Consider the following 13,960-nt stretch of genomic DNA (forward strand, 5'->3'; position numbering starts at 1 on the left):
GATGGCAGAAGAAAAAAATATGCAATTCGAGCAGGCAATGCACCAATTGGAAGAAATCGTACAGAAATTGGAAGCTGGAGAAGCGCCTTTGGATGATACTATTACGTTATATAAACAAGGGATGGAACTTTCCGCGTACTGCCAGAAGAAACTGCAGCATGCAGAGAAACAATTAATTCGAATGATTGACCAAGAAGGAAATGAGTCCTCATTTGATCCAACAGCAGGTGAGCCGAATGAATGAAAAATTACAGACATTTATGGATGAAATGATTCCGGAGATCGAACGTGAACTGACCAATCAGCTGGCGAAGTCCGATATTCCGGATGCTTTACATGAATCGATGACGTACTCCGTCGAAGCAGGCGGAAAGCGTATCCGCCCATTGCTGGTGCTTGCAGTGCTTCATGACTTAAAGGCGGATTCAGCAGATGCCCTAAAAGTCGCCGCATCTGTTGAATTGATACATACATACTCCCTAATACATGATGATTTGCCCTGCATGGATGACGATGACTTCAGAAGAGGGAAACCGACGAACCATAAAGTTTACGGGGAAGACGTCGCAACACTTTCAGGTGATGCGATGCAGGCGCTGGCATTTCAGGCACTTGCAGATCTGCGCGAAACACCGCCGGCAGCAGCAATTGAACTGGTCGGACTGCTGGCAAAAGCTTCCGGCGCACAAGGTATGGTAAAAGGCCAGGTTCTGGATATGAAAGGTGAACATCAATTATTACCGCTGGCAGAACTGGAAGAAGTCCATATTCACAAAACGGGTGCCCTGCTTTCTTACTGTATTGAAGCAGGTGCTGTACTGGCACAGGCTACAGAACAACAGCGTGAGCAATTACGCCGGTTCTCCCGCAATATTGGGCTGGCATTCCAGATTCAGGATGATATCCTTGACGTCACGGCAACGACCGAGCAGTTGGGCAAGCCGGCAAACAGTGATACTTCGAGTGAGAAGTCGACATATCCTTCATTGCTTGGACTCGAAGGTGCGCAGGAACAGTTAAAGTTGCGCCATGAAGAAGCACTAAAGGCATTGCAGGCCATTGGTTTAGGAGAATCTCTTTTGCAATCGCTGGCGGATTACATTATCGAACGAAATATGTGATTCGGAACCGTTATATTTGTGTCGCACGTTGTTACTGTTATAATGTAGAAAACAAACAGCAGCGAATGGAACTGTTCAGCAGAAGCACGTGATGTCCTACTGGAAAGAACTACTTACTTGATGAAGGTGTGTGATCATGATGGATCTAACAACGATTACCAATCCATCTTTTATTAAAGAGCTCGATAAAGAACAATTAGAGTCACTGGCGGCGGATATCCGTCATTTCTTAATTGAAAACTTATCGGTGACAGGCGGTCATATCGGGCCAAATCTTGGCGTGGTGGAATTGACTATTGCTTTGCACCGTATTTTCGACAGCCCATCCGACAAAATTATATGGGACGTGGGGCATCAGTCTTACGTTCATAAAATTCTGACCGGACGTGCCGGCGAATTCGATACTCTTAGAATGTATAAAGGATTGAGCGGATTCCCTAAGATGGCGGAGAGCAAACATGACGTGTGGGAAACCGGCCACAGTTCGACGTCTTTGTCTGCAGCTATGGGAATGGCTGTTGCACGGGATATTAAAGGGGAAGACAGCTATGTCATTCCTGTAATCGGCGACGGAGCATTAACGGGCGGAATGGCGCTTGAGGCACTGAACCATATCGGGCATGAGAAAACGAATATTACGGTCATTTTGAATGACAATGAAATGTCGATTGCCCCGAACGTCGGCGCATTACATTCGATTCTCGGTAAACTGCGCACCGCAGGAAAGTACAATAATGTAAAAGACGAGCTGGAATTCCTCTTGCGTAAGATCCCTGCAGTTGGCGGGCGTGTGGCCACCGCTGCGGAGCGAGTGAAAGACAGCCTGAAATATTTAGTCGTAAACGGTGTCTTCTTTGAAGAGCTCGGATTTACGTATCTCGGACCGATTGACGGCCATGACTTAGCAGAACTGGAGCGTTCTCTCCAGTATGCAAAGAAAATGGAAGGCCCGGTACTTCTTCACGTCATCACGAAAAAAGGTAAAGGGTACAGCCCGGCCGAAATGGATAAGATTGGTACATGGCATGGCACAGGACCATATAAAATTGAAACGGGAGATTTCGTGAAATCTCCGGTTAAAGGTCCGGCCTGGAGTGCGCTCGTTTCTGAAACAGTGCGCAAGCTGGCAAGGAAAGACCGCCGTATCGTCGCTATTACCCCTGCTATGCCAGTCGGGTCGAAACTGGAATCGTTCGCGGCAGAATTCCCTGACCGCTTCTTTGATGTCGGGATTGCAGAACAGCATGCAACCACAATGGCAGCGGGTCTTGCAACGACTGGAATGAAGCCGTTCCTAGCGATTTATTCGACATTCCTGCAGCGTTCGTATGACCAAATGCTGCATGATATTACACGTCAGAAACTGAACGTCTTTATCGGAATCGACCGTGCAGGACTCGTCGGCGCGGATGGAGAAACCCATCACGGCGTATTTGATATTGCATTCTTGCGTCATATGCCGAACCTCGTGATTATGATGCCAAAAGATGAAAATGAAGGCCAGCATATGGTGAAGACGGCGATTGAGTACGATGAAGGACCGATCGCTATGCGTTTCCCGCGCGGAAACGGTTACGGTGTACCGATGGATGAGGAACTTCATACGATTCCGATCGGCACATGGGAAGTGCTGCAGGAAGGTGAAGATGCCACCATTCTGACATTTGGTCAGACGATCCCTATGGCATTTGCCGCTGCCGAGCAGCTGAAAAAGCAGGGGAAAAATGTAGCGGTTGTCAATGCGCGCTTTATTAAACCGTTGGATACTGATTTGCTGGACGAGTTATTTGCCAAAGGCAAACCGATTATTACTGTTGAAGAGGCGGTATTAGCCGGGGGATTCGGCAGTGCGGTGCTTGAATATGCAGAACAAATGAATCACACGTCAACGATCTTTGAACGCATCGGTATTCCTGATGACTTCATCGAGCATGGAAGTGTTGATAAATTATTAGTCGAAATTCATATGACACCTGAACACGTAGCTGAAGTTACTGCAGCGGCTATTCAGCAGACTGCGGAAAGCGAAAAAGTATGAGTGCGAATATAAAAAAAGAACGGGTAGACTTGCTGCTTGTGGAACGCGGGCTGACAGAATCACGCGAACAGGCGAAGCGCTCTATTATGGCGGGACTCGTCTACTCCGATTCGACACGAATTGAAAAAGCAGGAGAAAAAATTGCAGCCGACGCTCCGTTGACTGTCAAAGGTCCTGCAATCAAATATGTAAGCCGCGGAGGATTAAAACTTGAAAAGGCGCTGCAGTCTTTTCCTATTTCTGTGAAAGAGAAGATCGTACTCGACATCGGTGCCTCCACAGGCGGCTTTACGGACTGTGCACTGCAGAACGGTGCGAAGCATTGTTATGCACTGGATGTCGGTTACAATCAGCTTGCCTGGAAGATTCGGCAGCATGGACAAGTAACGGTCATGGAAAGGCAAAATTTCCGCCATGCAACAGTAGATATGTTCACTGAAGGATTGCCGGAAATAGCGACCATAGATGTATCCTTCATTTCATTATCGCTAATTTTGCCTGCACTGAAGAAAATTATTATTCCTGGCGGTCAAGTAGTAGCGCTTGTGAAGCCACAGTTCGAAGCGGGTAAGGAAAAAGTCGGGAAAAAAGGCATTGTCCGTGAGCAGGCGACACATCTTGAAGTACTGGAAAAAACAGCTGACATGGCAAATTCTGAAGGGTTTTCTGTAAAAGGAGCAACCTATTCCCCCGTTACAGGCGGTGAAGGAAATATTGAGTTTCTGTTTTATCTGGTATCCGAAGAACAGCCAGTATCACACTTTACAGCAGACGACTTTAAACAATTAGTTAAACAAGCACATACTGAATTAACATAACGCGCAATGAGTTGCGCGTTTTTTAGATGCTATGTATAATTTTATGTTAGGGACTCAAGAGAATCGGAGTGAAGAAAATTGAATAAAGGACAGCGACATATTCGCATTAGAGATATTATCACAAACAACGAAATTGAAACGCAGGATCAGCTGGTCGACAGCCTGAAAAATGCAGGAGTGGATGTGACGCAGGCAACAGTATCCCGGGATATTAAAGAGTTGCATCTGATTAAAGTTCCAACACCGTCAGGAAATTACAAATACAGTCTTCCGACAGTTCCGCGCTTTAATACGGAAGAAAAACTGAAGCGAATGCTTGAAGATGCATTTGTCGGGATAGACAGTGCAAGCCATTTCATCATGTTGAAAACGCTTCCCGGCAATGCGCAGGCAGTCGGCTCATTGGTCGATAACCTGGACTGGGATGAAATGTTAGGAACAATCTGCGGTGATGATACATGCCTGATTATCTGCCGCGAAGAATCCATGACTGATTACGTTAAAGATAAATTATTAGCAATGCTATAAGTGAGGTGAGGATTTCCTTGTTAAGCGAACTTTCGATTAAAAACTTTGCTATTATCGAACAGCTTGAAATCGCATTTGACGACGGACTGACTGTACTGACCGGTGAAACAGGCGCAGGTAAGTCGATTATCATTGATGCTGTCCAACTTCTAGCAGGAGGCAGAGGTTCACAGGAATTCATTCGTCACGGCGCAAAAAAGGCCGAGCTTCAGGGCCTGTTTACAATCGATAATAATATCGATGCCGTGACGGAAAAGCTGACAGAGTTCGGAATTGACGCAGAAGAAGGTGTTGTGATTTTACGCCGGGATGTGAACGCAAGCGGAAAGTCTGTATGCCGTGTCAACGGCAAACTGGTCACTATTGCCATTTTGCGTGAAATCGGCTCCTTGCTGATCGATATACATGGCCAGCATGAGAATCAGGAATTGATGAATGAAAAACGACATATTCATTTGCTCGATTTTTTTATTGGGGAACCAATTGACCGTGCGATGTCCACGTATACTGAACTCTATGAGAAATATAGGAAGCTGCAGCAACTGATTGCGGCTAAAACACAGGATGAACAGCAAATCGCGCAAAAAATTGATTTATATAAGTTTCAGCTGGAAGAAATTGATGCGGCTAATTTAGTGATCGGCGAAGAAGAGGAACTGGAAGCCGAGCGTGTGAAGCTTCAGCATTTTAACCGCTTATTCGACCGCCTGAATACTTCATATGAAGCATTGTCCCTTGAGTCGCACGGACTCGACTGGGTCGGCAATTCGATGAGTGACCTGGAAGAGGCAGCTTCGATTGATGAAGAGCTTAAAACATTGTCGGAAACAGTCAATTCATCGTTTTATGCACTGCAAGATGTCTCACATGATCTGAAACGTCAGATCGACAGTATGGAATTTCAGCCGGATCGTTTGGATTTTGTTGAAGAGCGGCTGGCGCTGTTTTTGACACTGAAACGAAAATACGGTAAATCGCTGGAAGATATTTTAATTTATCGCGATAAAATTGCCGATGCACTGGATCAGCTGGTGAATCGCGATGAAAGATTGCATCAAAACCAGGAATTGTTGGCACAATACACAGAAGATCTTACAATTGAAGCAAATGAATTATCCATTATCCGCAAAAAAGCAGCCCTTTCCTTGGAAAAAGGGATAGAAGAGCAGCTAAAACAGCTTTATATGGAAAAAGCTACATTCAAAGTGCAAATAAAGCAAAAAGAACCTCTGCAGTTTGATGCAAACGGATTTGATGAAGTGACGTTTATGATTTCCACTAACTTGGGTGAACCGCTCAAGCCGTTGGTACGAGTGGCGTCTGGTGGCGAATTATCTCGAATGATGCTGGCGCTGAAGACGATTTTCTCACAGCATCAAGGGATTACGTCAATTATTTTTGATGAAGTTGATACCGGTGTAAGCGGGCGGGTTGCTCAATCAATTGCAGAAAAAATTTCCATGATCTCCAGTCATTCGCAAGTTCTTTGTATTTCACATCTGCCGCAAGTGGCTGCGATGGCGGACCATCATTACCTCATTAAAAAAGAAGTGCATGACGGCCGGACGACGACTGCCATCCATGATGTGATGCAAAAAGAACGGACAGAAGAATTATCCCGCATGCTTTCTGGTGCGGAAATTACACCGCTGACGCTGCAGCACGCAGAAGAATTGCTCATTCTGGCGGCCCAGCGCAAACAGGAATTCCGTAAATAAAGCTTGAATTATCAAGGTTTACCATGGAAACAGCGACTGTTTATTTTACCCTTTCATACTTTCTCAGCGAACGGACATACCAATGGTATCTTTCGTTGAGGAGGTGAAACATGGGATGGAATAAAACTTTCAAAACACTTATCGCTCTCGTCTTACTGCTCTGCCTGGCGCCCGGCATATCTCTGGCAAAAGAGGAAACCCTTATACCAATGGGACATTCCATCGGTATTCAAATGGATTTAAGCGGTATTTATGTAACGAGTGATGTCAAAGTCGATCAGCAGGAGTGGCTGAAAAAAGGCGATGTGATTCGCCGGCTGAACGGCGTTGAAATGAAACAGCTCGTTCACTTCGAGCGTGCGCTGCAAAATGACAGTGCTACGATGGAGCTCGACGTTTTGCGTAATGGGAAAAACCAAACCATTCAGGCAGATCCGTCGCTCATTAAGCGCGTCACACCCTTTTTAAAGGACCGCACGGAAGGTACCGGCACATTAACGTACGTCGACCCAAAGACCGGAACGTACGGTGCGCTGGGGCATCAAATCATCGACAGTACACTGCAGTCAGCACCTTCGTTTGAAAAAGGTGCAATTTATTTATCGGAAATCAGTCAAATAAAGAAAAGTTCTCCAGGATTTCCGGGATATAAAATATCCTCCATTATTGATCAGAATAATTTCCTTGGAAATATTCAGATCAATAATGTGCATGGGATTTTTGGTATTTGGAAAAACGCTTATCACAAAGTGTTGGCAGAACCGCTTGAAATTATGCAGCCGTTTGAATTGATGATCGGACCGGCAGAAATATATACGACGGTCGAAGGTTCAACAGTTGAGAAATTCACCATCCAAATTACGAAGATAGAAGAAGAACAATTCCAGATCCATTTGACTGACCAGAAATTGCTGAAAAAGACAGGCGGTATCTTGCAGGGCATGAGCGGAAGTCCCGTAATCCAGAACGGGAAATTTGTCGGAGCCATTACGCATATGTTCGTGGATGAGCCGGAAAAAGGGGCCGCACTTTTTCTGGAAACGATGAGAACGAATGAGCAATGAAAAAGCAGCTTGCGCTTATTTTTGCGCAAGCTGCTTTTTCGTATGTGTGTTCGATGAGAAGAATACAGAATAAAGTCGAAATAGGTAGAAAGTGTCGTTCAGAAGTATCATTTTAGATAAACTTTTAAGTTAAAGTAGAAATTGTAAAAATTATGACTTACGATATTAAGAGAGCAAACAGCGGAAATGAAATGCTTCGTCGATTTTATATCAGGGGGAATGGGTAATGGAAAATGTGAAGGTCGCAATTGCAGATGACAATAAAGAACTTGTTAAAACAATGATGTCTTATTTGGAACAGCATTCTGAAATAGAAGTAATTTGGACAGCGAATAATGGACAAGTCTGTTTGTCTATGCTGGAACAGGAGAAACCGGATATTTTACTGCTGGATATCATCATGCCGCATCTTGACGGAATTGGGGTCCTTGAAACATTGCAGGAAACGAATCAAATGGGGGATATGCAAATCATGATGCTGACTGCATTCGGACAGGAAACTGTGATGTCACAGGCTGCAAACCTCGGCGCTTCTTACTTTATGCTGAAGCCGTTCGAGTTTGACCGTCTGATTGGACAAATATTCAAAGTAGCCGGAAAACCGAAGGCCAGCACGCCGTCATTTTTTGTTCAGCAGCCGGCACAGCCGACGGGGGCGGTGACCCAAAAAGTGCTTGATACTGCTATTACATCTATGATTAAGGAAATTGGAGTACCGGCTCATATTAAAGGCTACGCGTTTTTGCGCGAAGCAATTCAGATGGTATACAGCGATGTGGAGCTGCTTGGTTCTGTGACGAAGATTCTGTATCCGGATATCGCCAAGAAGTATAATACGACACCATCCCGTGTAGAACGTGCCATTCGCCATGCGATTGAAGTGGCGTGGAACAGAGGGAATTACGATCTCATTTCGAAAACGTTCGGTTATACAGTACATCACTTGAAGAGCAAACCGACAAACAGCGAGTTCATTGCCATGATCGCTGATAAAATTCGGCTTGAACATATGGTCAGCTAAGTCATTAATAAATAGATAACTTATTCGATTGAACCAACTAATGAATTTTGTTAGTTGGTTTTTCTTCATCCCTGCAGATGAAACAGAGCGTATACATGCATAAACTATACGAAGTATGATTTGTAGGAAGAAAGTCAGGATTTACCGATGCTATTACAGAAATCGAAAAATGCTGTGAGAAAATACTTATTTACGCCGCGGTTGTGCATAAAGGTCTATCTCCAACAGCGGGTAATCTTCTATACTAGTAAATAAACAGGGAGGGATTCCGTTGTTGGCTGAAAATGAACATTTTGAACTTTTAGAAGTGAACAATAAAATTATCATGAATACAAAAAAAGAAGGCTTTCCAATCAAGTCATTTGATGCACTGACTGCTGATATTCCCAGATTGAAACTGAATTCATTCAAAGAGCTGATGAAGGCACTGCAAACCATTGGGACTCACGAAATAGGCACGTATTCAGCGCCTTGTGAAGTATATGTATCACCAAGCCAGATGAAAGTAGAATTGTATATTCACGCAAAAACAGATGAATTTCTTGCGAATAAGGAGCAATTTCTGCAACAGGCGGAAGAACTGCTCGATCAAAGAGGAATCGTATATGACAAAGAACGTCTGCGCAGCATGTCCTATCTTCCGAACAACCCGATTATCATAGCGACAGGTACTGAGCCGATTAAAGGCGAGAATGCACATATTGAATACATTGCTATGCCGGACCGTAAACCCGTTCTTCGTGAAGACGGCTCAGTTGATCACTATGAGTTAAATTTTGTGACGTCAATCGCTAAAGACGAGTGGCTGGGTGAGAAAACGCCTGCTAAAGAAGGAGTCGAGGGATGCAATGTGTTCGGCGAACCAATAGCGGCAAAAAAAGGTGATGATATCAAATTAGTGTATGACCGCAAATCTGTCGGTGAATTTGAAGAGGAAGGCAAGATTGTGCTGCGGGCCTTACACGGCGGTGCGCTGGAAGATCTAAACGGCGCGGTCAGTGTCGGAAAACAGCTGATTATACCGGAAGATGTCGGAACAAAAACCGGTTCAATCACATTTGATGGTGCGGTTCGTGTGCTTGGAACCGTGTCGGCAGGTTTCTCGGTCAATGCCACAGGTGATATTTCCATTGAAGGAAAAGATGGCGTGACGAATGCGAAGGAGATTCATTCGGAAGAAGGCGACGTATATATTAAAGGCGGCGTGTTCGGCGGCGGTGAAACAGTCATCGAAGCCAAAAAGAATGTGTTCGTAAAACATGCGAATAATTGTAAAATTTATGGTGAGAAGGTCAATGTCGGTCTTTATTCGCTTGGTTCTGAACTGTACGGCGACCATATTTCCATCGATAAGCATAAAGGGAGGGTGATTGGCGGGATTGTGGAGGCTGTGTTTTCTATCGAATGCGGCTCGGCAGGCAATGCACATGAACGCTTGACAAGGCTGATTGTCAAAGGTGTCAATAAAGAGTCTGAACTAGAAGAAATCCAGCGGCTGGCGGAAAGGCTGAAAGTGGAACATGCGGAACTGAAGAAAATCCGGGTGACGCTCGATAAGATGGAGAGCATGAAGGCAAATCTTCCGCTGCAGCAATTGGAGATACTGGAGAAAATGAACGCAACTATGCAAATGAAACAGCAGCAAATCCTGTCGCTTGACCAAACAATTAAAAATAAACTGCAGCTCGTACAAATCGCAAGCACACCTAAAATTGAAATTACAAAACAAGCATTTCCCGGCGTGCAAATCGAAATCGGCAAGCAAGTCAGGATGCTCGGCAGTGTGACAAAAGGTGTTTTTGAATTGACAGGCGAGGGGTTATTAAATGTCTGACTCTCAAATATTTGCCCACCGGGGAGCATCAGGCAGCTATTTTGAAAATACGATGCGTGCTTTTTTAGGAGCTGTTCAAAAAGGCGCAGACGGTATCGAACTGGATGTGCAACAAACGGAAGACGGCAAGCTGGTAGTCATTCATGATGATCATCTGCTTCGCGTTGCGGGAATTGATCAGCGGATTGATCAATTGACGTCTGCGGAACTTCAGCATATCAAAATCGGGAAGAGCGGATATCGGCGTATGTTTGGTCATTCCATCCCCGATTTATTCGATGTCATTTCTTTCTGCGCGGATCATAATGTAGCGCTTAATATCGAACTGAAAGAAACAGTCTACGGTCAGCCTGCCGTCATCGAGCAAATCCTTCATTACGTGGAGAAATTGGAGGAGGTACACATCTCATCCTTTGATTATCCGACGCTGCAGCTTGTCACAGAACAAAATCCGAGGCTGGAGACTGCCTTATTGCTGAAGAAAAAAACAGTCGACTGGGAACATCTGGACGATTATGATGTCCATGCATTCCATTTTCATAAGCGTCTCTGGAAAGAACCTTATAAAACCCGGCTGAAAGAAAGCGGCAAGATATTGAGAATGTATGGAGTGACCGGAAAAGAAGCATTTTTGGCGAGTACACCTGAAGTGACAGGGTGGATTACAGATTACCCAAGCCGCGTGCGCAAAAAAATAAAAGGATCAAGGTAAAGTACCTTAATCCTTTTATTTCAAATCTTTTTTAAATCGGTCAGCTGCCCGTCCGTTTCTGCGGTCACGGCGCAATAGAAAGCCTGCGAAAAATCCTAAGCCTGCAATAAACAGGACTAAACCGCCCAGAAATTGCAGCCAAATAAACGGAAACGGCGGGAACAGATGCCCGAACAAAGAATCACGCATTAATTTTATACCCAGGGCAGCTCCAATCCCTGGAATCAACAGCACAATAAACGCAGCAAGACGTGCCACACCATTCAACTCCTTACTCTTTTAATTTTACCGTGTGGTGATGGATTGTCAAGGACTCTGTCATCATGTACGATATAGGTAGATTGTTTATAAACACCCGCGGCGGGGACTTCAATTGTCTCTTAGAGTTGCATTCTGGCCGCAAGAATTCTAAAATCAGTACCATGTGCACGAATATTTACAATTTGAAATAGCCTGGAGGGGTACTTATGGAATTATTTACGTATATGGAAGATCACGACTTTGAACAACTGGTTCTTTGCCACGACAAAACATCCGGATTGAAAGCAGTCATTGCTATCCATGACACAACTCTCGGACCGGCACTCGGCGGCGCACGCATGTGGACATATGCGAGCGAAGAAGCAGCGATTGAAGATGCAATGCGTCTGGCTAAAGGAATGACGTACAAGAATGCGGCTGCAGGCTTAAACCTCGGCGGGGGGAAAACAGTCATTATCGGAGATCCGAAGACAGATAAAAACGACGAGTTATTCCGGGCGCTGGGCCGCTACATAGAAGGATTGAACGGCCGCTATATCACGGCGGAAGATGTAGGCACAACCGAATTCGATATGGATCTGATCCACTTGGAAACAAATTACGTAGCGGGTATCTCTTCAGGTGAAGGCACTTCAGGAAATCCATCTCCTGTTACGGCACTCGGTATCTATAAAGGAATGAAAGCCGCAGCAAAAGAAGCATTCGGCGACGATTCCTTACAGGATAAAACGATTGCGGTTCAAGGGGTTGGAAACGTGGCTTATACGCTATGCGAGTATTTGCATAAAGAAGGCGCAAAACTGATTGTCACAGATATCAATGAAGCAGCAGTACAGCGTGCGGTGGATGCATTTGGCGCCACGGCTGTCGCAACGGACGAAATCTACTCACAGGAAGCGGATATTTTCGCTCCATGTGCACTTGGCGCTGTCATCAACGATGAAACGATTCCCCAGTTAAAAGTTAAAGTTGTCGCTGGTTCTGCCAATAACCAGTTGAAGAATCCTGAGCACGGAGACCGGCTGCATGAAATGGGCATCATGTATGCACCGGATTACGTGATCAACTCAGGCGGCGTCATCAACGTCGCCGATGAATTGATCGGTTACAATGAAGAACGTGCAATTAAGCGCGTAGAAGGAATTTACGACACAATTCTAAAAATCTTCGCCATTTCAAAACGTGACGGCATTCCATCCTACCAGGCAGCTGACCGCTTGGCTGAAGAACGCATCGCACGTGTCGGTGCAACCAGAAATACATTCTTGCGCAGCGAAAAAAACATCTTATCCAATAAATAATCAGCAAGGCACAATGCAGCGGTCGGCGGGGCACACCCGTCCACCGCTTAACTTGCCTGCGCAATTGTAGCGGACAGAATGAACAGCCGCACAGCGAAAGGAGTCCTAAACGTTGAGTACTGAATATGATGTAGTGATTTTAGGCGGCGGAACGGGTGGATATGTAGCTGCCATCCGTGCGGCGCAGCTGGGTTTGAAAACTGCGATTGTGGAAAAATCCCAACTTGGCGGCACATGTCTCCACAGCGGGTGTATCCCAAGTAAGGCAATGCTCAAAAGTGCGGAAGTCTACCGTGTCACACGCGACGAAGCGAATGAATTCGGGGTACAGACTGGTGAAGTCTCACTTGATTTCACGCAAGTGCAAAAACGCAAACATAAAATTATCGATCAGCTGCATGCTGGCATTCAAGGTTTGATGAAAAAAGGCAAAATCGATGTCTACCATGGTACAGGCAGAATACTGGGTGCATCTATTTTTTCTCCGATGCCCGGCACGATTTCCGTGGAAATGGATAATGGAGAAGAAAATGAAATCCTAATTCTAAAAAACCTTGTAATTGCGACAGGGTCAAAACCGAAAACATTGCCTGGTCTGGCAGTCGATGAAACGAATGTGATGACGTCTGACGGGGCTTTGCGAATGAAGGCGCTTCCATCCTCGATTACGATTATTGGCGGCGGTGTCATAGGCATTGAATGGGCATCTATGCTGACGGACTTCGGTGTCCAGGTTACGGTGCTCGACAGGCTGGAACAGATTCTTGCAACGGAAGATCATGAAGCGGCAGCTGCTGTGCACAAAGCATTGCAAAAGCGCGGAGTGAAATTTATTCTCGGTGCAGAAATACTGATAGATTCATTGCAGAATAACGGCAGTGAAGTAACGATTTCCTATCAGATCGGCGGCGAAGAACATTCTGTTACGAGTGAAAAAATGCTGATCTCCGTTGGCCGCGCACCGGTCACTGAGGATATTGGACTCCAAAATACCGATATCCAAGTAGAAAACGGAGCGATTCAGACAAATAGGCATTATCAAACAAAAGATGATCATATTTATGCAATCGGGGACGTAATCGGCGGCCTTCAGCTGGCGCACGTGGCGGAGCATGAAGGATTGCACGCGATAGAACATATAGCAGGGAAGCAGCCGGATTCGATTGATTATAATCTGGTGCCGCGATGTGTCTACTCTTATCCTGAAACAGCTGCGGTAGGTTTAACTGAACAGCAGGCGAAAGATAAGGGGATTGACGTGAAAATCGGCAAGTTTCCATTCATGGCGAATGGTAAGGCATTAGTGAATGGCCATGCAGACGGTTTTGTTAAAATTATCGTTGATCAGCAGACAGATGATATTATCGGTGTTCACATGGCAGGTTCACATGTGACAGATCTGATTTCAGAAGCTGGACTTGCGATGGTATTGAATGCGGTTCCGTGGGAAGTGTCTTCAGCGGTTCATCCGCATCCGACGTTATCAGAAGCATTCGCCGAAGCCGCATTAGCAGCGGAAGGCCTTGCCATTCATATGTAGAGGA

At 45.4% G+C, this 13,960-nt stretch carries 13 protein-coding genes; 12 read left to right on the forward strand and 1 reads right to left on the reverse strand.

The genetic code is table 11. The annotated features are described in order from the left end of the window. The first annotated feature begins 1 nt into the window (after position 1). The 10 genes from SporoP37_RS00780 (at position 2) to SporoP37_RS00825 (ending at position 10,854) form a co-directional block, all read left to right on the forward strand. Positions 2-244 carry an exodeoxyribonuclease VII small subunit gene (locus SporoP37_RS00780; RefSeq protein WP_081241900.1) on the forward strand — a complete coding sequence of 81 codons (243 nt, stop codon included), beginning with the start codon at positions 2-4 and terminating at the stop codon, positions 242-244. Continuing rightward, positions 237-1,121: a polyprenyl synthetase family protein gene (locus SporoP37_RS00785; RefSeq protein ID WP_081241901.1), complete on the forward strand. Its 885-nt coding sequence runs from the start codon at positions 237-239 to the stop codon at positions 1,119-1,121. The genes SporoP37_RS00780 and SporoP37_RS00785 overlap by 8 nt, the downstream gene beginning before the upstream one ends. 139 nt (positions 1,122-1,260) lie before the next feature. Further along, positions 1,261-3,159, forward strand: a complete 1,899-nt coding sequence (gene dxs / locus SporoP37_RS00790; RefSeq protein WP_081244695.1) for a 1-deoxy-D-xylulose-5-phosphate synthase — start codon at positions 1,261-1,263, stop codon at positions 3,157-3,159. Then, the gene (locus SporoP37_RS00795) at positions 3,156-3,977 is read left to right on the forward strand and encodes a TlyA family RNA methyltransferase (protein ID WP_085429966.1); all 822 of its coding nucleotides are present in this window, start codon (positions 3,156-3,158) and stop codon (positions 3,975-3,977) included. Before dxs ends, SporoP37_RS00795 begins: the two co-directional genes overlap by 4 nt. A gap of 78 nt (positions 3,978-4,055) precedes the next feature. Continuing rightward, complete coding sequence (ahrC, locus tag SporoP37_RS00800) at positions 4,056-4,505, forward strand: transcriptional regulator AhrC/ArgR (protein ID WP_081241903.1); 450 nt, start codon at positions 4,056-4,058, stop codon at positions 4,503-4,505. A gap of 17 nt (positions 4,506-4,522) precedes the next feature. Continuing rightward, on the forward strand, positions 4,523-6,223 hold the full coding sequence (gene recN / locus SporoP37_RS00805) for a DNA repair protein RecN (RefSeq protein ID WP_081241904.1): 1,701 nt from the start codon (positions 4,523-4,525) through the stop codon (positions 6,221-6,223). A 110-nt stretch (positions 6,224-6,333) separates the two neighbouring features. Then, positions 6,334-7,287, forward strand: a complete 954-nt coding sequence (locus SporoP37_RS00810; protein WP_085429967.1) for a SpoIVB peptidase S55 domain-containing protein — start codon at positions 6,334-6,336, stop codon at positions 7,285-7,287. A 226-nt stretch (positions 7,288-7,513) separates the two neighbouring features. Next, positions 7,514-8,308, forward strand: coding sequence for a sporulation transcription factor Spo0A (spo0A, locus tag SporoP37_RS00815; protein ID WP_085429968.1), 795 nt, complete (start codon positions 7,514-7,516; stop codon positions 8,306-8,308). Positions 8,309-8,579: 271 nt separating this feature from the next. Next, a complete protein-coding gene (locus tag SporoP37_RS00820) occupies positions 8,580-10,142 on the forward strand; it encodes a flagellar assembly protein A (RefSeq protein ID WP_085429969.1) in 1,563 nt (520 codons plus the stop codon). Then, on the forward strand, positions 10,135-10,854 hold the full coding sequence (locus SporoP37_RS00825) for a glycerophosphodiester phosphodiesterase (RefSeq protein WP_081241907.1): 720 nt from the start codon (positions 10,135-10,137) through the stop codon (positions 10,852-10,854). Before SporoP37_RS00820 ends, SporoP37_RS00825 begins: the two co-directional genes overlap by 8 nt. A 15-nt stretch (positions 10,855-10,869) precedes the next feature. Here SporoP37_RS00825 and SporoP37_RS00830 read toward each other — a convergent pair whose 3' ends face one another. Beyond that, positions 10,870-11,112 (reverse strand): DUF2627 domain-containing protein, encoded by a 243-nt coding sequence (locus SporoP37_RS00830; protein ID WP_081241908.1) that lies wholly within the window; start codon positions 11,110-11,112, stop codon positions 10,870-10,872. Positions 11,113-11,321: 209 nt separating this feature from the next. Here SporoP37_RS00830 and SporoP37_RS00835 point away from each other — a divergent pair, with 209 nt between their 5' ends. Next, positions 11,322-12,416, forward strand: coding sequence for a Leu/Phe/Val dehydrogenase (locus SporoP37_RS00835; RefSeq protein WP_085429970.1), 1,095 nt, complete (start codon positions 11,322-11,324; stop codon positions 12,414-12,416). Between the two features lie 112 nt (positions 12,417-12,528). Further along, positions 12,529-13,956 carry a dihydrolipoyl dehydrogenase gene (gene lpdA / locus SporoP37_RS00840; RefSeq protein ID WP_085429971.1) on the forward strand — a complete coding sequence of 476 codons (1,428 nt, stop codon included), beginning with the start codon at positions 12,529-12,531 and terminating at the stop codon, positions 13,954-13,956. Positions 13,957-13,960: the final 4 nt, after the last annotated feature.

It is taken from the genome of Sporosarcina sp. P37, from assembly GCF_002109365.1.
Classification (GTDB): Bacteria; Bacillota; Bacilli; order Bacillales_A; family Planococcaceae; genus Sporosarcina.